General features: G+C 58.8%; 25 protein-coding genes and 1 tRNA gene. 5 read left to right on the top strand and 21 right to left on the bottom strand.

Annotated features, from left to right (window positions below; all coding sequences use genetic code 11):
- Positions 1–28: 28 nt before the first annotated feature.
- Complete coding sequence (locus ASO19_RS00305; protein ID WP_181005168.1) at positions 29–1,465, top strand: glycosyltransferase family 2 protein; 1,437 nt, start codon at positions 29–31, stop codon at positions 1,463–1,465.
- 17 nt (positions 1,466–1,482) lie between these two features.
- On the opposite strand, the gene ASO19_RS00310 is transcribed toward ASO19_RS00305, so the two are convergent.
- The 3 genes from ASO19_RS00310 to ASO19_RS00320 all read right to left on the bottom strand — a co-directional run bounded on the left by ASO19_RS00310 (position 1,483) and on the right by ASO19_RS00320 (position 4,038).
- Positions 1,483–2,646, bottom strand: a complete 1,164-nt coding sequence (locus ASO19_RS00310) for a glycosyltransferase (RefSeq protein ID WP_166651600.1) — start codon at positions 2,644–2,646, stop codon at positions 1,483–1,485.
- 11 nt (positions 2,647–2,657) lie between these two features.
- Entirely contained in the window at positions 2,658–3,239 is a 582-nt protein-coding gene (locus ASO19_RS00315; protein ID WP_103765160.1) for a hypothetical protein, read from the bottom strand.
- 247 nt (positions 3,240–3,486) lie between these two features.
- Positions 3,487–4,038 (bottom strand): DUF4142 domain-containing protein, encoded by a 552-nt coding sequence (locus ASO19_RS00320; protein ID WP_043559799.1) that lies wholly within the window; start codon positions 4,036–4,038, stop codon positions 3,487–3,489.
- 77 nt (positions 4,039–4,115) lie between these two features.
- Here ASO19_RS00320 and ASO19_RS00325 point away from each other — a divergent pair, with 77 nt between their 5' ends.
- Positions 4,116–4,544, top strand: coding sequence for a DUF423 domain-containing protein (locus ASO19_RS00325; protein ID WP_043559796.1), 429 nt, complete (start codon positions 4,116–4,118; stop codon positions 4,542–4,544).
- On the opposite strand, the gene ASO19_RS00330 is transcribed toward ASO19_RS00325, so the two are convergent.
- The gene (locus ASO19_RS00330; protein ID WP_232317245.1) at positions 4,541–4,789 is read right to left on the bottom strand and encodes a hypothetical protein; all 249 of its coding nucleotides are present in this window, start codon (positions 4,787–4,789) and stop codon (positions 4,541–4,543) included. The two genes, ASO19_RS00325 and ASO19_RS00330, sit on opposite strands and share 4 nt — an antisense overlap.
- Positions 4,790–5,028: 239 nt before the next feature.
- Between ASO19_RS00330 and ASO19_RS00335 the strand changes: the two genes are divergently transcribed.
- Positions 5,029–5,562, top strand: coding sequence for a thioredoxin family protein (locus ASO19_RS00335; protein ID WP_103765161.1), 534 nt, complete (start codon positions 5,029–5,031; stop codon positions 5,560–5,562).
- Positions 5,563–5,616: 54 nt separating this feature from the next.
- On the opposite strand, the gene ASO19_RS00340 is transcribed toward ASO19_RS00335, so the two are convergent.
- The 10 genes from ASO19_RS00340 to ffh all read right to left on the bottom strand — a co-directional run bounded on the left by ASO19_RS00340 (position 5,617) and on the right by ffh (position 14,851).
- On the bottom strand, positions 5,617–6,822 hold the full coding sequence (locus ASO19_RS00340; protein ID WP_181005169.1) for a pyridoxal phosphate-dependent aminotransferase: 1,206 nt from the start codon (positions 6,820–6,822) through the stop codon (positions 5,617–5,619).
- A complete protein-coding gene (locus ASO19_RS00345; protein ID WP_103765162.1) occupies positions 6,822–8,024 on the bottom strand; it encodes a pyridoxal phosphate-dependent aminotransferase in 1,203 nt (400 codons plus the stop codon). The genes ASO19_RS00340 and ASO19_RS00345 overlap by 1 nt, the downstream gene beginning before the upstream one ends.
- 84 nt (positions 8,025–8,108) lie before the next feature.
- Entirely contained in the window at positions 8,109–9,218 is a 1,110-nt protein-coding gene (gene leuB, locus ASO19_RS00350; protein WP_103765163.1) for a 3-isopropylmalate dehydrogenase, read from the bottom strand.
- Positions 9,215–9,877, bottom strand: coding sequence for a 3-isopropylmalate dehydratase small subunit (leuD, locus tag ASO19_RS00355; protein ID WP_043559780.1), 663 nt, complete (start codon positions 9,875–9,877; stop codon positions 9,215–9,217). The genes leuB and leuD overlap by 4 nt, the downstream gene beginning before the upstream one ends.
- 2 nt (positions 9,878–9,879) lie before the next feature.
- Complete coding sequence (leuC, locus tag ASO19_RS00360; protein ID WP_043559777.1) at positions 9,880–11,322, bottom strand: 3-isopropylmalate dehydratase large subunit; 1,443 nt, start codon at positions 11,320–11,322, stop codon at positions 9,880–9,882.
- A gap of 30 nt (positions 11,323–11,352) precedes the next feature.
- Positions 11,353–11,730, bottom strand: a complete 378-nt coding sequence (gene rplS / locus ASO19_RS00365; protein WP_043559775.1) for a 50S ribosomal protein L19 — start codon at positions 11,728–11,730, stop codon at positions 11,353–11,355.
- Positions 11,731–11,752: 22 nt separating this feature from the next.
- Entirely contained in the window at positions 11,753–12,457 is a 705-nt protein-coding gene (gene trmD / locus ASO19_RS00370) for a tRNA (guanosine(37)-N1)-methyltransferase TrmD (protein ID WP_043559772.1), read from the bottom strand.
- Positions 12,454–12,996, bottom strand: coding sequence for a ribosome maturation factor RimM (rimM, locus tag ASO19_RS00375; protein ID WP_043559769.1), 543 nt, complete (start codon positions 12,994–12,996; stop codon positions 12,454–12,456). Before rimM ends, trmD begins: the two co-directional genes overlap by 4 nt.
- Before the next feature lie 25 nt (positions 12,997–13,021).
- Positions 13,022–13,375 (bottom strand): 30S ribosomal protein S16, encoded by a 354-nt coding sequence (rpsP, locus tag ASO19_RS00380; RefSeq protein WP_043559767.1) that lies wholly within the window; start codon positions 13,373–13,375, stop codon positions 13,022–13,024.
- Positions 13,376–13,429: 54 nt separating this feature from the next.
- Positions 13,430–14,851 carry a signal recognition particle protein gene (ffh, locus tag ASO19_RS00385; RefSeq protein ID WP_043559765.1) on the bottom strand — a complete coding sequence of 474 codons (1,422 nt, stop codon included), beginning with the start codon at positions 14,849–14,851 and terminating at the stop codon, positions 13,430–13,432.
- A gap of 449 nt (positions 14,852–15,300) precedes the next feature.
- Here ffh and ASO19_RS00390 point away from each other — a divergent pair, with 449 nt between their 5' ends.
- Both ASO19_RS00390 and ASO19_RS00395 read left to right on the top strand, forming a co-directional pair.
- Positions 15,301–16,617: a DUF2130 domain-containing protein gene (locus ASO19_RS00390; RefSeq protein WP_043559762.1), complete on the top strand. Its 1,317-nt coding sequence runs from the start codon at positions 15,301–15,303 to the stop codon at positions 16,615–16,617.
- A 105-nt stretch (positions 16,618–16,722) separates the two neighbouring features.
- Positions 16,723–16,812: transfer RNA gene (locus ASO19_RS00395), tRNA-Ser, on the top strand.
- Between the two features lie 215 nt (positions 16,813–17,027).
- Here ASO19_RS00395 and ASO19_RS00400 read toward each other — a convergent pair.
- The 7 genes from ASO19_RS00400 to ASO19_RS00430 all read right to left on the bottom strand — a co-directional run bounded on the left by ASO19_RS00400 (position 17,028) and on the right by ASO19_RS00430 (position 22,631).
- Positions 17,028–17,291: a hypothetical protein gene (locus ASO19_RS00400; protein ID WP_043559760.1), complete on the bottom strand. Its 264-nt coding sequence runs from the start codon at positions 17,289–17,291 to the stop codon at positions 17,028–17,030.
- A 155-nt stretch (positions 17,292–17,446) separates the two neighbouring features.
- A complete protein-coding gene (locus ASO19_RS00405) occupies positions 17,447–17,929 on the bottom strand; it encodes a 4-fold beta flower protein (RefSeq protein WP_081563274.1) in 483 nt (160 codons plus the stop codon).
- A gap of 116 nt (positions 17,930–18,045) precedes the next feature.
- Positions 18,046–18,603 carry a DsbA family protein gene (locus tag ASO19_RS00410; RefSeq protein ID WP_103765164.1) on the bottom strand — a complete coding sequence of 186 codons (558 nt, stop codon included), beginning with the start codon at positions 18,601–18,603 and terminating at the stop codon, positions 18,046–18,048.
- 121 nt (positions 18,604–18,724) lie between these two features.
- Entirely contained in the window at positions 18,725–20,035 is a 1,311-nt protein-coding gene (locus ASO19_RS00415) for a DEAD/DEAH box helicase (RefSeq protein WP_103765165.1), read from the bottom strand.
- Between the two features lie 262 nt (positions 20,036–20,297).
- Entirely contained in the window at positions 20,298–20,909 is a 612-nt protein-coding gene (gene metW / locus ASO19_RS00420) for a methionine biosynthesis protein MetW (protein ID WP_103765174.1), read from the bottom strand.
- Positions 20,899–22,062 carry a homoserine O-acetyltransferase MetX gene (metX, locus tag ASO19_RS00425; RefSeq protein ID WP_043559757.1) on the bottom strand — a complete coding sequence of 388 codons (1,164 nt, stop codon included), beginning with the start codon at positions 22,060–22,062 and terminating at the stop codon, positions 20,899–20,901. Before metX ends, metW begins: the two co-directional genes overlap by 11 nt.
- A 104-nt stretch (positions 22,063–22,166) precedes the next feature.
- A complete protein-coding gene (locus ASO19_RS00430; RefSeq protein ID WP_043559754.1) occupies positions 22,167–22,631 on the bottom strand; it encodes a hypothetical protein in 465 nt (154 codons plus the stop codon).
- Positions 22,632–23,046 lie beyond the last annotated feature (415 nt).

Below are 23,046 nucleotides of genomic sequence, written 5' to 3' on the forward strand. Positions count from 1 at the left end.
ACTCAATGACAGACTGGCGAGGCATTTCATGGCCGGGAAACTGGGCATCGGCATCATTACCTATAACCGCAAGGACATCCTGAAGGAGGTCATCGCCAGCATCCGCCGTCATACCCGCACGACATTCGAATTTGTCGTTGCGGATGATGGCTCCACCGATGGTACGCCCGACATGCTGAAGGAGCTGAATGTTCCCTGTGTCACCGGGCGCAACAAGGGCATCTCGTGGAACCGCAACCGTGTCCTCTGGTACCTCAAGGAAGAAAAACGGTGCGACTGGATCCTTATCCTGGAGGATGACTGCTTCCCTACCGTCTTCGGCTGGGAGCTGCCCTGGATTGAAGCCATTGAACGCTATGGCCACATCAATTTCATGCCGGAAATCACCATAGAGATCGACAATGACATTTCCTCCGGCAGCGGCACGCCAGAGGATCCTTTCATTGCCCCCATGCATCAGGCCTTCTGCGTTGGCTATCACGCAAAGGCCCTGTCCCACGTTGGGTATCTGGATGTCCGGTTCGAGAAATACGGGGAAGAGCATGTTGAACACACCCAGCGTTTTCTCCGGGCAGGCTATGGTGGCCTGGCACAGCACCTCAGCCCGGAACGTGGCCAGCTCTTCTATCTGAGAGGCGGGTTGAACACCCTTCCCTCCCACAGCCACGGCAATCATGAGCTGGCCATGAGGAACCAGGCCATCCATGATGCCATCCGCCATGAACCGCTCTACCGCCACCCTTGGCGGACCGACGAGCAGATGTTCGAGTTCCGTGAAGAAATCGCCGCAGCCCTTTCACGCCCCTCTCCCGAACCGGGCGGAGAAAGCCTGCAGTTTGACAGCATCATCTCTCTGGGTGGGGATGAGACAGTCAATCAGGCCCTCAACAGATACTTCGGCCGCCCTGGCCCTGGTCTTTTCGACCAGTTTCTTGTGCCATTCCACACTCTGGTCTCACTCTTCCAGAACAGTTTTGCCGGGCTGCTTTCCACCAACTGCCTCTATGGCCATCACAAGGCCCTGCGCTGCCGGGACACGCTGATCACCTACCATAACTGTTTGGACAAGCCGGAAGAAGAACCGGCCAGCGTAGAAAAATTCCATGAGCAGCTGCCTCTTTTACGGCACCGTTTCCATGGCATGATCCAGGAAATTGACACGCTCTGCCGGCAGTCCCGGCGTGTGCTGTTCATCCGCAGCTGGCGGGATGGTCATCTTTATGGCGGACAACATCGTCCTGCCCATACAGCCACTGCCAATTTCACAGCTCTGGTAGAGGCCTTGGCTGCCCGCTATCCTGCGCTGGACTTCAAGGTCATGTTCGTCAATTTCGGTGATGCTACCACCGCCGATCAGCGCATGATCTTCGCCAACACAAAAACACCGGACACCTGCTCAAAAGAAGAAGAGCTGGCCGGATGGACAGCCCTGTTCTCCGATTTCAGGATCACACAAAGTTCCTGAAACCGGAATCCTCTCCCTCACAGGTTGGTCAAATGACGCCACGCATGGGCTTCTTCCGGCAGAGTGCCTAGCGTCTGGCCGATGATATAATCGGCCACGGCGCACTCATTGAAAAGGGCATGATAGCGCTGCCATCCCGCCCGGGCGGCATCCTTACGAAGGGTCGGCGCCTTGTGGTACTGGCTGACAAGCTCCACCAGTTCATCAAGACTGCTAAAGAAGGCCATCTCCTGATCAGAGAAGATACGGTCGAAACCTGTCTGCCGCTCCATGAAGACAAGCTGGCCGTTGCCGATCATCTGTGCAAGACGGTCTGAACTGTAGAGATAATAATCTGCCCTGCGGCTGATATTCAGCCCCATCGCTGTCTGCTCCAGCAAAAGGGAATAAGCAGCTCCACTGACATAAGGCTGCCGACGGACCCCCGCATAGGCAAAACGCACCGACGGGGGCAGGCGCTCCTCCAGCGTCTCGCAAAATTCCTCCATATTCCAGTCCCGTCCACAGATGGTCCGCAACCGGGCTGGATTCCCGCAGGAATAGAAAACATCCGCTTCCGGATATGACAGCGCAAAAGCCTGTCCCCGTTCAACACTGCGATCCACCGGGTTGGGAAGATACCCAACATGCCCCTTCTCCCCTACCACCTGCCGGACAACCGGCCCCGCCGTGGAGATGAAACTGGCATCCACCACCTGATGCCGGGCCGCAAAGTCTTTGGCATTGCTCTCCACGAACAGGGCATCAACATTCCACTGCACCACTGTCATGCCGGGCTGCTGCTGACGCAGCTCCTCAATGACGAAAGGGGGAATCATGTACCCATGCCCCAACAGAAGAATGTCAGGCGCACTGAACGCCACGAATTCCTTCAGCGCCCGGAAAAGATGATGGCGGCCCATCTTGCGGCTGCCAAACCAGCCACCGGAGCGTGCAACATCCCTGTAAGGAAAATTGATGACGTGATGGCCATTCCGTATCAGGCCATTGGAGAGCTTCCCCCCCACACTGAACTGGGTCGGCGCCTTTTTCTTCAGGCTGAAAAAAAAGTCCCCAACATGAACGATCTTGAGGGGATGTGCCGTCTGCCATTCCCCCCCGTGCCATATCCTGTCGACCATCGCTGCCCCCATTCCGGCTGCCGGAAACCCAGCCATGGCAGAAGAACGTGCAGTCATCATGGCATGGTTGATCAGTCCGCCCACCATTGCACAGGTTTCTGGCCCTCGTCATCCACCTCCGCAGGGGCGGCTGACTTTGCCCTGGTCGGGCTGGCAGCACGACGTGCCTGATGCTCCCGGGCCTGATGCAGCTCGGCCCGCAGGCGCAGGATGCTCTCATCACGCTGCTGGAGAGCCTTCCTGCCTTCCTCCACCTGGAGGCGCAGATGTGTCATCTGGGTATTCACGGCCTGAATCCGCTTGTTCAACGTAGCAAGCTCAGCCTCTACATCATGAACCCGACGCCTTTCCCTTTGCAGGCTCTGCTTCAGCCTTTCCTGCTCCTGCCCGGCCTCTGAGGCAGCCATCACACGATTCGCAGCCCTCTTCTGCGTAGGGCGCCCCAGTGACTGATGCTCCACAACAACCGTATCATCCCCGGAAAAACGACGGCGGCGCCCCACCTGCTGAGCAGATCGGCTACGGGGCGCAGAATGCCCCCTGTAACCATGGCCCGGTGCCCCATCTCCGGCCTCTACGGCAGCTGGCCCGCCCCCCATTTTTTCCAGAGCCTTGCGAAGAGAATTCTCAGTCAAAGGCGAATCGTTCTGCATGTCCTGGTTCGTCGATCCTGATGATATGTCACAACAGAAAAACCTCTTCCTTTTTCCTGTACATCAGGAGCATCACCTGCTCTCAGGAAGACAAGAACCGGTACGGCATTTGTACAGAAAGATATCAGGATAGGTCTTCTACTCTCAATACTAGCCCTTTAACACACCATCAATAAAACGTCAAAAATATGACAAATTTCTGCCATATTACAGGAGGGCGCATCAGCCCCCATGACGCCAAAGTGCGTCACCGGCGAATCAGACCCAGGCCCTGTTCCTGGCTGCGGTTTAGAAGGTCCAGCGCTGTTCCTGCCAGACTTTTCATGTCTGCCGTGCTGCCACTTTTTTTAGCCTGTGCCAGCGCAGCCCTCTCCCGTGCCGTGGAAGCATGGGTCAACGCATAAAGCAGAGCCCTGTCAAAAGGCCGCCCGTATGACCGGCCCAGCGTGGCCAGACGCTTCTGCTGTATGCCAGACTGCGTCTCGACCAATAAAAGCGTATGGGCTGTTGCCACCTTCTGGGCATCAGCATGCAGTTTGTCGTAATCCTTGGACTGTTGGGCCGCAAACCCCTTGATGAGCTCATCACCACTATGCAACGCAGCCAGATCGGTCGCAGCCTTCATATAGGCAGCACGCAGGTTGATCTGCTGCAACAGCACGGCATCATCGGCAGCCAGCTTCGGTACGGGCGTGACAGGCCCCTTTGGCAAAGGCGGAACCCGCGGAGCTGAAGGCGGCGTGAGACCACACCCCCCCAGAGACAGCAGCCCTGCACAAACCACAAAACGAAATTTCATACGACGTTCCCCCTTCTCATCCTCTCGGGCAGCTGAGACAATGCCCGCATCTCCTTTTCAGCCGGGTTATAATCAATATGCAGAATCATGACAGGGCAATTTCTTCCCGAACTGCCTTCCTGCTGAGAGGCCTGTTCAGTCTCGGAGCCCTCTATGCCAGTCTGGCCGTTGCCTGTCAGGCTGCGGCCACGCATCTGCCAGATACGGTCTTTCCTGTCCCCAATGGCAGAAGCATGATGCACATGGCTGCTGATATTGCCCTCTGGCACGGCATCGCCCTCTGTGCCCTGACACCGGCCAGCCGCTACCTCCACCCGCAACGCCTCGCCTTCGGCTGCACGGGGCTGGCACTGGGGACCAGCCTGTTCAGCATCCCTGTCACGCTGCATGGCTTCGGGATCCTGTTCCCGGCACGGCTGGCTCCGACAGGGGGGACGCTACTTATCCTCTCGTGGCTCTGCGTCGCTTCGGCCGCCTTCATCCGTTCCCCACTAAAAGGCTCCTAACGGCGGCGGACCCAATTCATGAGCCACAGGGCCAGAAGCTGTATCAGCAGGGCAAGCAGGAAACAGGAAAGGACGATTCCGATCAGGATCAGCTGCTCACGCCCCAAGGCCGTTTCGACATGAAACAGACCATAAAGACGCTGCCACAATGCCGTGCTGACAGCATGTTGCATGAGACGGGTTGCAGGCTGGTAGAACCTGACCACCAGCAGCAGGCCACAGGTAAGCCCAAGCAAAACGACCATCCGCCCCAATGTCGAAAGGACTGAAACCTCCTTGCGGGAAGCAGTATAAAAAATTGGCCGTTTCCGTCTCACCACAAGCACACCATCGCCTTATCAAACCCAAGATTCTACCCTAATTCATGACCTCATGGCTTATCAAGAAAAGCTCGGCGTCCACCCTCTGTTTAACGTCCTGTTGTTACCTTGCCGCTAACAATAGGGAACGAATTCTTCACAAACCCACTGTCTCAGGAGAGATCATGCGTTTTTACCACTCCGCCCTGGCTCTTGCCGGTATGGGCCTTCTCCTCTCCTCCGGTGTTGCGCAGGGTGCCAGCCCAGCCCCAACAGCACCCGCTCCCCTGCCAGACATCAGCAGAATGACCACCATCACTCCCGCCCATGAGCCTTACCCGCCAGCTGACCTGGCCGCCAGACAGGTTCATGAAGCCTTCCTGACCGCCGCCAGAACCAACCGGCGTGTCCTTCTGGATTTCGGAGGGAACTGGTGCCCGGACTGCCGCCTTCTTGCAGGCATCTTTGCCGTTCCCTCCGTCAGCCAGTGGCTGGACGAGCATTTCGTGATCGTCCCCGTCAATGTCGGGCATCTTGATACCAACATGGAGCTGGCCCAGCAGTATGGCGTGACCATCAAGGCCGTCCCGACGGTCCTGATCCTCACACCCCAGGGCCGCCTGCTGAACCCTGACGGCACCCTCGCCCTCGGTTCGGCCCGCCAGATGGCTCCGCAATCCGTCATCACCCTCCTGAATGAGTGGAACCAGCGTCCCTGAAAACGGAGGGGGGGGGCCATTCTTTGCCAGCAGCAGACATGGCCCCCGTCTCTGTCAGTCCGTGATTCCCTGCACGAAGCCTGCCAACCGCCGGCAGGCTTCTTCCAGTTCTTCGTCAGACGCCGCAAAGGACAGGCGCAGATGCGGCCCATAGCCGAAGGCTGAACCCGGCACGGTTGCCACGTGAGCCTCTTCCAGCAGGGCCTCCGCAAAGGCCACGTCATCACTCAGCAGACGCCCCCCGGCAGATTTCCGCCCGATCAGGGCAGACAGCCCCGGATAGGCATAAAAAGCACCCTGCGGCAGGGCACAGCTCAGCCCCTCGATTCGCCGCAAGGCATCAACCACAAGCCCACGCCGCCGTTCGTAGGTCTCACGCATGGCCTGAACCCCGGCAATATCCTCTTTCAGGGCTGCCACGGAACCACCCTGTGCCAGCGTGCAGATGCCTGATGTCGTATTGCCCTGCACCTTGATCATCGCCCTGATGAGAGGCACCGGGCCGCAGGCAAACCCGACCCGCCAGCCTGTCATGGCATAAGCCTTGCTCATGCCATTGATGATGAGGATACGGTCGGCAAGGTCCGGAGCGACATTGAGCAGGGAGAGATGATGCCTGCCATCAAAGGTCAGGTGCTCATAAATCTCGTCGCTCATTACCATGACATGTGGAGCTTCCCGCAGGACGGCGGCAATGGCCTCCAGATCGTCCCGCTCCAGAATGGCACCGGTCGGATTGTTGGGGAAATTCAGCACGAGCCAGCGGGTCCGAGGCGTGATGGCCTTGCGGATGGCCTCGGCCTGGGGCCGGAAACCGTCTTCCTCCCGGCAGGCAATCTCCACCGGCACGCCACCGAACATCCGGGCAATGAGCGGATAGCTGACCCAGTATGGTGCTGGAACGATGACCTCATCCCCATCATCAAGCGAGGCCATGAACGCATTGAAAATGGCCTGCTTGCCACCATTGCAGACCATGAGCTGGTCCAGCGAGACGTCCAGCCCGTTATCCCGCCGGAACTTCCCGGCAACGGCCTCCAGCAACGGCTTCTGCCCCGGAATGGGCGGATAGCCGGTATGGCCAGCCTTCACTTCCGCCACGGCTCCATCAAGAGCCGCCGCAGGAGATGGAAAATCAGGCTGCCCCAGAGCCAGAGAAATGACCGGTTTGCCCTGCGCTTTCAGTTCACGGGCACGGGCCGCCATGGCGATCGTCGCTGGCGTGGGCAATGTGGCGAGACGCCGGGACGGTCTGAACATCAGGCCAGCCCTCCACAGAAACGGGCAATGCGGCGGCAGGCTTCTTCCAGAAGCTCCGTGCTGGTGGCGTAGGACACCCGGAAATAACCCGGCAGCAGGAAGGCCGTGCCATGAACGGCGGCCACCCCGACCTCCTCCAGCATGGCCTTGACGAAATCTTCGTCACTTTCCAGCACATGCCCGCCTGCCGTGCGCCTGCCCAGAAGCTGCTGTACGGACACGAACACATAAAAAGCCCCTTCCGGCCGGGCACAGGAAAGACCCGGAACCGCAGAAAGGGCATCCACCACGAGATCACGCCGCTTCTGATAAACAGCCACCATCTCGCCAATGAAATCCTGCGGACCGGACACGGCAGCCAGAGCGGCGGCCTGGGCGATGGAGCAGGCATTGCTTGTACTCTGCCCCTGCAGCTTGATCAGCTCCTTTGTCAGGGATACGGGGGCGGCAGAAAAGCCGATGCGCCAGCCCGTCATGGCATAGGCCTTGCTGACGCCATTCATCGTCAGGGTCCGTTCCCGCAGGCGGGGTTCCACCTGCACGACCGTGCAGGCTTCCCGCCCCTCATAGGTCAGCTTCGCATAAATGTCGTCCGTCAGAATCCAGACCTGCGGATGCTCCAGCAGGACATCCGTCAGGGCCTTCAGCTCATCCCGGGAATAGGCACTGCCTGTCGGATTGCAGGGAGAATTCAGCACCAGCCAGCGAGTCCGGGGCGTGATGGCCCTGCGGAGCTGTTCGGCTGTCAGGCGGAAGCCCGTCTCGGGCGTGGTCGGCACGATGACCGGCTTGCCATCCGCCAGCTGCACGATGTCCGGGTAGGACACCCAGGCCGGAGCGGGGATGACAACCTCGTCCCCCGCATTCAGCGTTGCCACCATCGCATTATAGATGACCTGCTTGCCCCCCGTGGACACGCAGATTTCCTCCGGCCGGTAATCCAGACCGAAATCAGCATTCAGCCGTTCTGCCACGGCCTTGCGGAGAGCCGGCGTGCCGGCAACGTCGGTATATTTCGTCTCGCCACGCTGGAGGGCCTCGATCGCTGCCTTCTTGATGAAATCAGGCGTATCAAAATCCGGCTCACCAGCAGACAGGCTGATGACATCCCGCCCTTCTGCTTTCAGGGCTCTGGCCTTCTGCGTGATGGCGATGGTCTGGCTTGGCAGGATACGCCCCATCCGTTCGGCAGCGAGTGACATGTCGTTCCTCTTACATCTCAAAAAAACGCCCGCCCGTGAGACACAGGCGGGCGCATGGCAGTTCATAGCACAATCACCCGGAGATCAGGCGAGTTTCTGAAGTTCCTTCAGCACGGCTTCTCCCATCTCCGCCGTGCTGACACGGCTCTCACCAGCAGCAGCGATGTCCGCCGTCCGCAGCCCGGAAGCCAGAACGTTGGAAACGGCCTGCTCGATCAGCTCGGAATCCGCACCACGATCCAGCGAGTAACGCAACATCATGGCCAGAGACAGGATCTGCGCCAGCGGATTGGCAATGCCCTTCCCGGCAATATCCGGCGCACTGCCATGAATCGGCTCATACAGGGCGGCCTGCCTGTCCGACCCTTCCGGCGTGCCCAGCGTGGCAGAAGGCAGCATCCCCAGAGACCCGGTCAGCATGGAGGCGAGGTCTGACAGAAGATCGCCAAAGAGGTTGCCCGTGACCATCACGTCAAACTGGCGAGGATCACGCACGAGCTGCATGGCGCAGTTATCCGCCAGCATGTGCGTCAGCGTCACATCGGAATACTCACGCTTGTGCAGGTCCGTGACCACCTCACGCCAGAGCAGGCCGCTCTCCATGACGTTGCCTTTCTCCACGGAGCAGACACGGCCACTGCGCAGACGGGCGAGGTCGAAAGCCACACGGGCCACACGTTCGATCTCGGCGGTCGTATAGACTTCCGTATTCACGCCACGCTTCGTGCCATCCGGCAGGGTCTCGATTCCACGAGGCTCCCCGAAATAGACGCCACCGACCGTCTCCCGTACGATCATCAGGTCCAGCCCACGCACGACGTCCGGCTTCAGCGCAGAGGCGGAAAGCAGCGGGTCGAACAGCTTGGCCGGACGCAGGTTGGCGTACAGGTTCAGCTCCTTGCGGAGGCGCAGGATGGCCACCTCCGGCCGACGGTCAAACGGCACGTCCTTCCACGCAGGATCACCGACAGAGCCGAACAGTACGGCATCAGCAGCCTTGGCCTTGGCGATCACCTCATCCCGGATGGGCACATCATGCTTCGCCAATGAGGCCCCACCGACGAGGTCTTCCGACAGGTCAACATCGAAGCCACGTTCGGCCTTCAGCCAGTCGATGATCCTGACGGCCTGCTCCATGATCTCCGGGCCGATGCCGTCACCCGGCAGCAGCAGGATTTTCTGTCTTGCGCTCATGCCTGCTCTCCCTTGCTACCAATGACACTCTGCGGGCGACCCGGCTGTTTCGTGGACGGCACCCAGGCACGGGATGGACGGGCCTCGAACTCACGGATGGCCTGCTCATGGTTCTTCAGTGTCTGGGCCACATCATCCAGCCCTTCCAGAAGAACCTGGCGACGGAACGGGTCCATCTCGAAAGACACGACCTCACCATCCGGGCGATGGATTTCCTGCTTTTCCAGATCAACCGTCAGGCGGGCATTCTCGCCGTGGCTGGCATCCTCCATCAGGGCAAGACACTGCTCACGGGGAAGACGGATCGGCAGGATGCCGTTCTTGAAACAGTTGTTGTAAAAAATGTCCGCAAAGCTGGGAGCGATCACGCAGCGTATGCCGAAATCCAGCAAGGCCCAGGGGGCGTGCTCACGGGATGACCCGCAGCCAAGATTATCCAGCGTGATCAGGATGCCGGCCTTGCGATAGGCCGGCTTGTTGAGCACGAAGTCCGGATTTTCCCGGCCATCAGCATCGTAACGCTGGCCTGCAAAAAGATGCTCGCCCAGGCCTGTTCGGCGGATGGTCTTGAGGAAACGGGCCGGGATGATCTGGTCCGTATCCACGTTCTCCTGTGGCAGGGCGGCAGCAACGCTTGTCAGACGGGTGAATTTTTCCATGATCAGGCGGCTCCTTCTGCCATTGTCGGCTCCAGCAGGTCCCGTGCATCGCACAGTGTCCCCGTCACGGCAGCCGCAGCAGCCATTGTCGGAGAACAGAGATGGGTGCGGCCATCCGGCCCCTGACGCCCCTCAAAATTACGGTTGGAAGTGGAAGCAGAACGCTGCCCGGCACTCAACCTGTCGGGATTCATGCCCAGACACATGGAGCAGCCCGCCTCACGCCATTCAAAACCGGCATCACGGAAAATCCTGTCCAGCCCTTCCTGCTCCGCCGCATGACGGACCAGACCGGAACCCGGCACGACCATGGCCCGTACGCCGTCTGCCACCTTGCGGCCTTTCAGCACGGCCGCAGCAGCCCGGAGGTCCTCAATGCGGCTGTTCGTGCAGGACCCGATGAAAACGACATCCACCGGCGTACCGGCAATCTTCTGACCCGCTTCCAGCCCCATATAGGCCAGTGTGCGGCGGATGCGCTCGGCCTTGGCCGGGTCGGCAAAATCTTCGGGACGAGGCACGGTGCCGGTAATGGGCAGGACATCCTCGGGGCTGGTGCCCCATGTGACGGACGGGCTGATCTCGGCAGCATCCAGCACCACTTCCTCATCAAAATGGGCACCTTCATCCGTGGCGAGGGTCTTCCAGTACGCCACGGCCTGCTCGAAAGCCTCACCCTGCGGCGCAAAAGGACGCCCCCTGACATACTCAAACGTCGTCTCATCCGGGGCCACCATACCGGCACGGGCGCCAGCCTCGATGGACATGTTGCAGAGCGTCATGCGTCCGGCCATGTCCAGCTTGCGAATGGCCGAGCCGGCAAACTCGATCACATGACCGGTGCCGCCTGCCGTACCGATACGGCCGATGATGCTGAGCATGATGTCCTTGGCTGTCACGCCGGGAGCAATCTCACCCTCGACTCGCACGCGCATGTTCTTGCTGCGCTTCTGGAGCAGGGTCTGGGTGGCCAGGACATGTTCCACCTCGGACGTGCCAATGCCGAACGCCAGCGAGCCAAAGGCCCCATGCGTGGAAGTATGACTGTCTCCACAGACGATCGTCATGCCCGGCAGGGAGACGCCCTGCTCCGGTCCGACAACATGCACGATGCCCTGCTGGCGGGACCGCAATGGGAAATAGGGAACGCCGAACTCCTTGACGTTCGCTTCCAGCGTTTCGATCTGGAGGCGGCTCTGCGGGTCTTCCACCGGCTGGGAGCGGTCGGAGGTCGGGACGTTGTGGTCTGCCACGGCCATCGTGGCATCAGGACGCCGCACCGGGCGCCCTGCGGCCCGCAGACTCTCGAAGGCCTGCGGGCTGGTCACCTCATGGAGGAGGTGGCGGTCGATGTAGAGAAGGCTCGTTCCGTCCTCAAGGGCTTTCACCACATGATCGTCCCAGATCTTGTCATACAAAGTTCTAGGGGTAACCGGATTCTGCATTCTCTCTCATCTCCTTATGAGAGCTGAAAATCAGCCCTCCTTTTTGACATCACGCGGACGCTCGGCAATACGGGCGGACTTACCGGAGCGGCCACGGAGGTAGTATAGCTTCGCACGACGGACCTTACCACGGCGAACAACCGTAATATCAGCAATCGTCGGGGAGAAAAGCGGGAAAACACGCTCCACACCCTCACCGTTGGAGACCTTGCGCACCGTGAAGCTGCTGCCCAGACCACGGTTTGAGCGGGCAATCACCACACCCTCGAAGACCTGTACACGTTCGCGTGTACCTTCAACAACGCGCACGCCAACACGCACGGTATCACCGGCGGCGAATTCAGGAACGCTGCGAATGGCGGAAAGACGCTCCATTTCGCGCGCCTCGTACTGCTGAATGATGTTCATGCTTCAAACTCCCGAAAAAAACTCAACTCTGTTGCTGCTGTTCATACATGGCCCAGAGGTCCGGGCGACGTGTACGGGTCACAGCGATGGATTTCTCATCTCGCCAGCGGGCGATCTCCCCATGATTGCCAGAAAGCAGGACGGGCGGGACATCCCTCCCCTCCCATGTGGCAGGCCGCGTGTACTGGGGGTATTCCAGCAGTCCGGCAGAGAAGCTTTCCTCCTCCCCGCTCAGGGCTGACCCCATCACACCCGGCAGAAGTCTCACACAGCCATCAAGGAGTGCCAGTGCCGGTATTTCTCCCCCGGAGAGGACAAAATCCCCCATGCAGACCTGTTCGACCGCATGTTTCTCCAGCACCCGCTCATCAACCCCTTCAAACCGTCCACAGAGAATGACGACGCCCTCTCCCTGAACGTACCGTGCAATGTCCTTCTGCTCCAGACGATGGCCCCGTGGTGTCGGATAGATCACCGGGCGGCCATCATCTGTCTGCCTCACGCTGGTCAGGGCGTCATCCAGCACGTCCGGCCGCATGACCATCCCTGCGCCCCCGCCAAATGGCGCATCATCCAGGGCCTTGTGCACACCCCGCCCGAACGGACGGAGGTCATGCGTTCTACAGGCCCACAGGTTCCGCTCCAGGGCACGCCCCGCAAGGGAGCAACCCAGCGGACCGGGGAACATCTCCGGGAAGAGGGTCAGGATGTCAGCCTGCCATGTCATGAGCGGACTTCCACCTCACCAGCCAGATCCCCTTCCACTTCCACAGCTTCCGGCGGGACGACCACGAGGCGTTTCGCCTTCATGTCCACCTCCGGCACGCAGGCCATGGTGAAAGGAATCAGCTGCCCCGCTTCCAGCTCCAGACTGGTGCCAGCCCCATAGTCATGGACACTGACAACACGCCCCACAGTCTCCCCGGAAGCAAGGACGGCTTCCATACCGATCAGGTCGATATGATAGAACTCGTCCTCTTCCACCTCCGGCAGAGCCTCACGGGCAACATAGAGCTTACGGTTCACCAGCTTTTCTGCCGCCGTCCGGTCCGGCAGGGGCTGTCCGTCCTGTCCCAGGACGGCAGCAATGCCCGGTGCCTTCCAGCGTATCTGCCACACGCTGCCCGTCTCATCATGAAGAGGCCCGAGTTCCTCGAGCGTCTCGGGATGCTCCGTTGCCGGGTGCAGGCGCACGAGCCCCCGCACGCCATGCGGACGCCCTATCGTGGCGACCAGAACATCCTGATGTGAAGGACGGTGTGACAAGAAGAAATCTCCCGCTCAGGCCTGATCAGGCCTCGGCTGCCTTGGCGGCTTCAGCAGCCTTGGCAGCACGCTCCTGGGCCTTCTTCTTCGGAGCAGACTTCTTGGGCTGCTCACGGAAGGCCGGCTTCGGTGCCAGACCGGCATGGCCGAGGAAACGGGCCACACGGTCGGTTGCCTGGGCACCCTGCTCCAGCCAGTGCTTGATGCGCTCGTCATTCAGGCGCACGCGGTCGGCGTGGTCGGACGGCAGCATCGGGTTGTAGGCACCCACCTTCTCAACAAAACGGCCATCGCGCGGGCTGCGGCTGTCGGCAACCACAATGTGGTAGTACGGACGCTTCTTCGCACCTGCGCGGGACAGACGGATCTTCAGGCTCATAACAACTCCTGCATCATCAGAACATTACAAAAAGACAGACAGCCAAGAGGACACTCAGCCAAAAGGTGGACGGCCTCCCGGACCTCCCATCCCCTTGAACATATCGCCCAGACCACCGGCACCCCCCATGCCACGCATCAGACCAGACAGGCCGCCCATCTTGTTGAGCCGCTTCATCATGGTGGACATCTCACTGAACTGCTTGAGCAGCCGGTTGACCTCCGGAACGCTCGTGCCGGACCCAAGGGCGATACGCTTCTTGCGTGACGCCTTGATGATCTCCGGTGCGCTGCGCTCCTGCGCTGTCATGGAGGAAATGATCGCCTTGTGACGGTTGAAGATGGACGTGTCCAGATCCTTCCCCGCCAGCTTATCCTTCAGCTTGCCCATGCCCGGCAGCATACCAAGAATGCCGGAAATGGAGCCAAGGCGATTGATCTGATTGATCTGCGAGACATAGTCATTCAGATCAAACTTGCCGGCGAGCATCCGCTTGGCAACACGCTCACCTTCTTCCTGATCGAGCTGCTCGGACGCCTTTTCCACCAGCCCGGCGACATCGCCCAGCCCCAGAATGCGCCCGGCAACACGCTCGGGATGAAACTCTTCGAGAGCCTCCATCTTCTCACCGGACCCGGTGAACTTGATGGGCTCTCCTGTCACGGCCTTCATGGAGAGGGCGGCACCACCACGGGCATCACCATCCATGCGGCTCATGATGACGCCGGTCAGGCCGATCTGGTCCTTGAAGGACTGTGCGGTATTGACGGCGTCCTGCCCGGTCATGGCATCGACAACCAGCAGCGTCTCCACAGGCTTCGCCACGTCACGAACCTGACGGACCTCATCCATCAGGGCCTCGTCAATGGCCAGACGCCCTGCGGTGTCGAGAATGACGATGTCGAAGCCTTCACGGCGCCCTGCATCCAGCGCACGGCGGGCGATCTCGACAGGCCCCTGCCCCTGTTCGATCGGCAGGGAGGTGACCAGCCCGTTCGTGCGTCCGCCCACCTGCTCGGCGATCTGCTGGAGCTGGAGCTGGGCCGCCGGACGCTGCACGTCCAGACTGGCGAGCAGCACCTTCTTCCGCTCACGGCTGGCGAGACGGAGGGCCAGCTTGCCGGCAGTCGTGGTCTTGCCCGCCCCCTGAAGGCCGACCAGAAGATAAGGAATTGGAGCCGGAGCCGACAGGTTCAGCGGCACCGCACCAGCACCACCCAGAGCCTCGATCAGCGCATCATTGACGATCTTCGCCACGGCCTGACCGGGCGAGACGCCATCCAGCACCTCACCGCCGACAGCACGTTCCTTCACCTTGCTGACGAAGCTACGCACCACCGGCAGGGCCACGTCGGCCTCCAGCATGGCCAGACGGACCTCGCGCATGGCCTCGGTGACGTCACCCTCCGAAAGCCTCTCCCCGCGGGAAAGACCTTCGAAAACTTTCGACATTCTGCCAGAGAGCTGCTCGAACACGGGCTATCCTTAATTCCATGACAAACGCGCCACTGCGCGAACCCTCGCGGAGTGACGTGTCCGTAAACTTCCTACGCCTTTACGGCCTCTCTGGAGTTCCGTCAAGCTTTTCCCGTCTCGGCAGAAGGCAGGATAACTGCCCTCAGCTCACTTTTTTTACCCTGCCGTTTCCACCTGCCTCCTTTTATCCATAAAATAACAAGATAGCTGATCAATTTATAAGGAATCTCTTGTCATCCAGCAAAATTAGATTACAAACAATCCAATCCTCGCCCTTGCGGGGATGAACCGATAGCCGATCACCTTATTGGTTCCATTAAAAATGTGTTCCCCGCCCTTGCGGGGATCAAGCAAGGCCACTCCGTAATGAGCCGGCCTGCTTCCCTTCTCTCCAACTATCAGAAAACTGTCTCCCAACTACCTTCCACAATCCTGAAAGAGTTTCCATCATGGCCACACACGACATCACCTGCCCCCACTGCCATAAATCATTTTCACTCGACAATGCAGGCTATGCCGACATCGTCAAACAGGTGCGGGACAAGGAGTTTGCCCGGCAGGTACAGGAAAAACTGGAAGCGGCGGCACGGGAAGAGCAGCTTGCCGCAGAACGGGCAAAATTTGCCCATGAGCAGGAAATGCATCAGGCCCTCCATGCCCGTGATGCTGAAATACAGGCCCTGAAAAGTCAGATTGAACGACACGAAACGGACCAGCAGACGGCCACCCGTCTTGCTGAAGCTGAAAGGAAAGCCCAGCTGCAGGAAGCCGTGCAGGCCAGGGAGACGGAGATCCATCAGCTTCAGGCCCGACTGGCTGCCGGTACGGCGGAAAAGGAACTGGCCGTCACGAAAGCGGTTGAGGCTGTCCAGAAGGAGCGGGACACCCTGCAAAACACACTGAAAGAGATGGAACTGAAAAATACCCTCGCCGCCTCCCAGCTGAAGGAGCATTACGAACTTCAGCTGAAGGACCGTGATGACCACATCGAACGGCTGAAAGACATGAAGGCCCGCCTCTCTACCAAGATGGTCGGTGAGACGCTGGAGCAGCATTGCGAGGTGGAGTTCAACCGGGCACGGGCGATGGCTTTCCCACGGGCCTATTTCGAGAAGGACAATGACGCCCGCTCCGGCAGCAAGGGGGACTACATCTTCCGGGATGCGGATGAAGGCGGAACGGAAATCATCTCCATCATGTTCGAGATGAAGAACGAGGCTGACAGCACCGCCACCAAAAAGAAGAATGAAGACTTCCTGAAAGAACTGGACAAGGACCGCACGGAGAAGAAATGCGAATATGCCGTGCTTGTCTCCCTGCTGGAACCCGAGAGCGAACTGTACAATACGGGCATCGTGGACGTGTCCCACCGCTACCCGAAGATGTACGTCATCCGCCCGCAGTTCTTCCTTCAGATCATCTCCCTGCTCCGCAATGCCTCCACCAATGCGCTGACCTACAAGCGGGAGCTGGAACTGACACGCCAGCAGAATATCGACGTGACCAACTTTGAGGAGAAGCTGGAGACGTTCAAGACCGGCTTCGCCCGCAACTATGACCTCGCACACAAACAGTTCAACACAGCCGTTGAAGAGATAGACAAATCCATCTCCCATCTTCAGAAGATCAAGGACAATCTCCTGAAGTCAGACAACAACCTGCGTCTGGCCAACGACAAGGCGCAGGACGTCACGATCAAGCGGCTCACACGGGGGAATGCGACCATGAAGGCGAAATTCGCAACACTGAGAGAAGATGGAGAGTAATGTCTGGCCCCATCCTTTTGAAACGGGCGCAGCTTCACAGCTTGACGCCCAACGGGTGAATCAGTATCAGGGGCCGTGCCTGCCTTCTCCATGGGAAGGCAGAACGGATGGGTGTCCGAGCGGTTTAAGGAACTGGTCTTGAAAACCAGCGTGCGTGGAAGCGTACCGTGGGTTCGAATCCCACCCCATCCGCCATAAGGCAGACTTCTCACAAGATCATCTTTCAACGCCTGATGGGAACCGGTCCGTTGGGGCGTGTCTTTCGTGCTGACCTCCTCTTTGAGGCCGGTCAGGCAGGCACTACGGGGGCTCAGCCGGGGGCCTCGACTGCGCCCCTTGAAAGCATCAAAAAAAGCCTGCCCTCCCTCAGGGAATGGCAGGCCCGTGACAGTCTTCACGTATGGAACCAGTCAGCCCCGGTGATCGTGTTCGGCCCGTCTGCCCAGAGCCGTGATGTGGGAGGCTTCCAGCCCTTCGGGATTGTGGTGAGCCTTCCGGGCGATGTCACGTTCTGCGTCCGTGGCGTGCTCACCACTCTTCAGAACATGATCTGCCAGTCGGATGATCTCATCCTTTGTCAGCAGCTTCGGTGTATGGATGGCCTTGCGGGCCAGCTCATGCAGAGAGCTGCTGGCATGAGGTGCCTTGTGCTCATGAGATGCTGTTGTCGGCATGTTTCCAGCCTTTCATTATGAAGACCCTGCCGGGACAGGGTCTGTTATCCCCTGTTGGAGAGGGGCGTCACCGCCCCGTCTTCACGGTGAAAGTTTGCCAACCGGACAACAAGTGCACTTCATGCAGGGCTGGCCTGCTGATGGTGTGACACGGCTTACCGGGGCAGACGGTGCAGCAGGATCAGAGCACCCGTCGTCCGGTCTTCCCTGGAGAGCTGTTCCCCCAGACGATCCTTATCAATACTACCAACGGACGAACCATTACGGTCACGCAGGGTACCGTCCCTGTCGATACTCCCCACGTAAGACCCGTTCCGGTCCCGCACGGTTCCATCATCATCCAGACTGCCGACAGACGAGCCATTCCGGTCACGCACGGTTCCATCATCCTCCATACTGCCGAAAGACGCACCGTTCCGGTCACGGATGAGGCCATCCTGCTCAAGGCTGCCAATGGAAGAACCATTACGGTCCCGCAGGGTTCCGTCCCCGTCGATGCTCCCCACGTAAGACCCGTTCCGGTCCCGCACATCACTGATCTGCTGCACATGGCCGGAAAACATCTGCGCCCCGGCAGAACTCACCGGGCCAACAACCCCCAGCCATCCCATGACCAGCAAAATACCCACACGTTTCATTCCATGTCTCCCTGAACAGATCACCCGTTCCCCGTCATTACACTACGCCGCATGTGGCCCATGTTGCTGCCCCATGAAGACTGCGTAATGACCATACAGCCTCCGGCAGCCCCATCTCACTTCAGAAGGGCCACCCATTCCTCGACGGACTGCCCGCTCTGAAAACGGTCATCCACCTTTCCATCCAGCATGACAGTTGGTGAAACATGAATGCCGTGCTGCCGTGCGTAACGGGCATGGGCTTTCATGGCATCCGTCACGCCGGGAAGGCGAAAAGGCACTGCCAGATTGAGACGGGTATGACCCTCAAGCCGGCTGATCAGATCGTCGGGCGTGGTCTGCATGTTCGGCCCTTCACAATGATGGGAAAACTCGAACTCTTCCCTGTGATCACCGATCGTCCGCACTGTCTGCCAGGCCGTATCCCGGCCATCAGGCAGGGTCGCCGCAGCAAGAATGCACCGGACCAGAATACCCGAAAACAGATGCCACGGCTGGGAATGAAGATGCACCTGAAGCGTCAGCCTGTCCTCCCCCACATGCTCCAGAAGCGGCATGAGCTTTCTGGAAGCACGCACACAGAAAGGACAGGTTGGTTCCAGAAAGACCTCAATCTTCCGGGCTCCATGGCCCCAGACCAGATCAACCGGCTTTCCTGTTTTTTCAACCATCATGACGTCTCCTTCTGCCGGACTGATGAATAGGTCTGCCCTGCACTTTATCCTGCACTCCATACAGAAACAGCCCCGCATGACACGGGGCTGTTTCTCATCTGGAACATGACTGACAGAAGAATCAGAAGGAACGCCGCCTTCTGGCTCCGGGGGCTGCCCGCCCACCAGCAGCAGGGCGGGAGGACGTCTGCGGCCGTGAGGAACGACCACGTCCACCGCCGCTACCGCCACGCCCTCCCCGGCCGCCACGTCCACCACCCAGCACAGGCGGTGGCAGGGTCGAGTTCTGGGCCTCTGTGGAATGGTATGGGTGATCCGTAATCACCGGCACGTTCTTGCCGATACGCTTCTCAATATCCCGCAACCAGGCACGCTGTTCGGCATCACAAAGGGACACGGCCCAGCCATCCCGACCAGCACGGGCCGTCCGACCGATACGGTGGACGTAGGCTTCCGGCACATTTGGCAGGTCATAATTGAAGACGTGAGAGACCTCATCCACATCAATGCCACGGGCGGCAATGTCCGTAGCGACCAGCACGCGGACACTGCCATCGCGGAAGCCCTGCATGGCACGCTCCCGGGCCCCCTGCGACTTGTTCCCATGAATGGCGGCTGCCGGGATCCCATTCTTGCTGAGATATTCCGCCACCTTGTTGGCTTCATGCTTCATCAGCGTAAAAACAACGGCCCGCACGACACGGTCATTATTGACCAGCATCATCAAGGCTTCTTTCTTCGCTGTGGAATCCACGAACAGAACAGCCTGCCGGATGCGATCCACCGTACTGGATTCCGGCGTGACCTGAACAGTTTCAGGGTCATTCAGCAGGGAATGGGCCAGCTCACGGATGGATGGCGGCATGGTCGCCGAGAACAGCAATGTCTGTCGCTTCTCCGGGAGACGGGCCACAATGCGACGGATGTCATGAACAAACCCCATGTCCAGCATGCGGTCTGCCTCATCCAGCACGACAATCTCCAGCGTGGAAAGATCAATATGCCCCTGCCCGACGAGGTCCAGCAGACGGCCGGGGGCCGCCACCATGACATCAACGCCACGCTTCATGGCTTCCACCTGCCGGTTCTGCCCCACGCCACCGAAGATCACCGCATGGGAGAATTTCATGTGCCGGGCATAGGCGGCAAAATTGTCGGCAATCTGCGCCACAAGCTCCCGTGTTGGGGCCAGCACCAGAACACGCGCACTACGAGGGGCCGCCTTGTGGGGATGTTCCAGAAGATAATGGAGGATGGGCAGAGCAAATGCTGCTGTTTTGCCCGTTCCTGTCTGCGCCAGACCGAGAAGATCCCGTCCCTCCATGAGATGGGGAATTGCCCCAGCCTGAATGGGGGTTGGCGTGGTGTAGCCCTCTCCGTCCAGCGCCTGCAAAATTGGGGCCGCCAGACCGAGCGCTTTGAAACTGCTCATGATTCTTCCTCAAAACCGGCGTTACTCCAGCACTCTGATCTGGCAACACCGCATAAAATAAACGCCTGAACCCCTCTTTCCTGAGGCGTTCCGCTCGTCTCGCCCAAAAATAGGACTCTATTTGTCTTATAACAAGAGGAAAAAGACGATGTCTTTTTATGACCTTATTTCGCAAAAAAGGCAGGCCACCTCTGTTTCCATAAAAAACAATGAAAACAGATCGTTAGGGCCTACAAACTGCCTTATAACGTCTCCGTGAATTCTATTTCTGTTCACTTTTGCGGCGAAGAAGAAACAGTCCCTGCTCCCCGAACAGATTGGCCAGATGGGGCGAACACCCTGCCAGACGGGACTGACGGTTTCCGTTCACGACCATCCACTGACAGACCTCGTACCCGTCTTCCTCACACAATGCAAAGAAATCATAGATCGTACAGGGATGGATGTTCGGCGTTTCATACCAAGGGGTAGGCCAGACGGATGTCATCGGCATCCGTCCCGTCCGCAACAGATGCCAGCGCAGCCGCCAATGTCCAAAATTGGGAAAAGAGACCAGCGCCAGCCGACCTATCCTCAGCATGTGCCTCAGGACATCCCGTGGACAGTCCACTGCCTGAAGCGTCCTTTGCAGAACGACGTAATCAAACGTTCCATCAGGATAATCAGCCAGCACCACATCGGCATCACCATGCATGACGGGCAGACCATGGGCTACCGACTGCGTGACCGCTTTCATGTCCAGCTCCAGCCCTTGGGCGTCGCAATTCTTCTCCCTGGACAGGTGGCCAATCAGGCTTCCGTCGCCACACCCGATATCCAGCACCCGGCTATGGGAGGCCACCATGGCGGCAATCAACTCCTGATCAAAGCGCATGATGATGGTCTCCCTCAGCCAGACCGGCCTGACGGGCCATTCCATTCAGAAACCCACGAACCGTTCTGTCAAAATCCGGCTCTTCCAGAAGAAACGCATCATGCCCCCGGTCACTGTCTATTTCCACGAAAGACACATGCCCTCCTGCCTGGGTGATGGCCCGAACCAGTGTCCGGGAACGGGATGTCGGAAACAGCCAGTCAGAACTGAAAGACACAACACAGAAACGGGTTTTCACGCCTCGGAACGCCTCCGAAAGACTGCCTCCATGCTCGCTGCCCAGATCGAAAAAATCCATGGCCCTCGAAATACTCAGATACGAATGAGCATCAAAGCGGCGCGTAAAGTTGGACCCTTGGTAGCGCAGGTAACTTTCCACCTGGAACATGCCCCCAAAAGGGAGGGCAGCCAGTGGATCATGGGGGGCCGGCATGGTGCCGGGACGGATTTCCCGCCCGAACTTCCTGGTCAGGGCTTCTTCCGAAAGATAGGTGATATGGCCAACCATTCTGGCCACGGCCAGACCACGGGCCGGGATGACGCCATGGGCCTGATAATCCCCCCCGTGCCAGTCCGGATCACCATAAATGGCCTGACGACTGACCTCGTTGAACGCAATGTTCTGGGCTGACTGAAACGGCGATGTTGCAATCGGCATGGCAGCAAAGACACGATCTGGATAATCCGTGGCCCATGTCAATGTCTGCATCCCACCCATGGAGCCACCAATGACAGCAAAAAGCCTGTCAATGCCAAAATGGTCCACCAGCTTTACCTGAGCGGCCACAATATCGTGCATGGTGATTGGAGGAAAATCCTTCCCCCATGGCCGTTCTGTCCCGGCCCGTACCGTTGTGGGGCCGGTAGTCCCCATACAGCCACCCAGCACGTTGGCACAGATGACAAAGAAACGGTCCGTATCGATAGGCAAACCGGGACCGACCATACGGGACCACCAGCCCGGCTTCCCCGTAACGGGATGCGGGCTGGCCACATACTGGTCGCCGGTAAAAGCATGACATATGACGATGGCATTATCCCTTGTGGGAGAAAGCTCACCATATGTCTGATAGGCAATATCCAGCGGAGCGATCTTCTCCCCACACTGAAGGGTCATCCCCTCAGGGAAAGTGATAGACTGTACTTCCAACATCGGCTCCGGCTGTCTGTAACGAGAAACCCGTATAAAAACACTGCCATACTCATGGTTTCAAGACAGAATAAGCACGGAGCCCACGGCATCGTTCCGAAAACTGCTTATTCCGCTGCTTCCAGCATTTCCGGATAGTTATCCTGAGCCAAGGCCGGCATTGGCATCCTCTCGGCCACAGACTGCATCCTCTTGCGCACGGGGAGCCAGTACCCATAAGCAGCCAGAGCCTGCCCAAGATGCATCAGCGCTTCGCCCAGCTCAGAATGTAGAGTCTGCTCCTCCGGGGCATTCTGCATATCTGACAGAATGTTCAGAAGATGTTCCTCCGTGGCCGAATATTCCAAGGCTGCGGTTGCACAGACAGCATGAAGAAAAAGCGCCTTGAAACGCTCCTGAAGGCGCTCTGCCTCCTGCCCCAGGAGCCCAGACAGAGACATGGAGCGCCGCCAGCAGCTCGGCCCCAGCAGATACCGCAGGGCCCACAGGGCCGTCTGCTCCTCCCGCGCCAGTGTCTTCATGGAAGCGTCATGGATGGTGTCACGCCGTTCGGCAATCTGAATGATGTTCATGAGGCCTCTCCCTCTCTCTGCGAGTTGCTTCATGAATGACGTTAGATGAGAACTCTTCTCACTTTCAACAGAAAGATGCGACCTGAATCCCCTTTCTCCCGGCAAAAATACGTAAAGAGCTACAAAAACAGCCAGTTATTGACGTTATTAAAGTTTTCTATAAGCCAGAGAATCAGGTTCCAGAAACACAAGATGCTGTGGTTCTTTGCATCCACAGCACACAAGATATCGATTCTCACATGAGGATGATCATATCCCCTCGTGGAGTCTGTTCCCTCTATTCATGACAGATGGTTGGGGAACGTGTGGACCCACGGGAGGACCATGGCTATCTGGCGGTATCTGATTTTGTGGGTATGGATGCGGGGGTAGGATTTGAACCTACGACCTTCAGGTTATGAGCCTGACGAGCTAC

This window comes from Parasaccharibacter apium (assembly GCF_002917995.1).
GTDB lineage: Bacteria > Pseudomonadota > Alphaproteobacteria > Acetobacterales > Acetobacteraceae > Bombella > Bombella apis.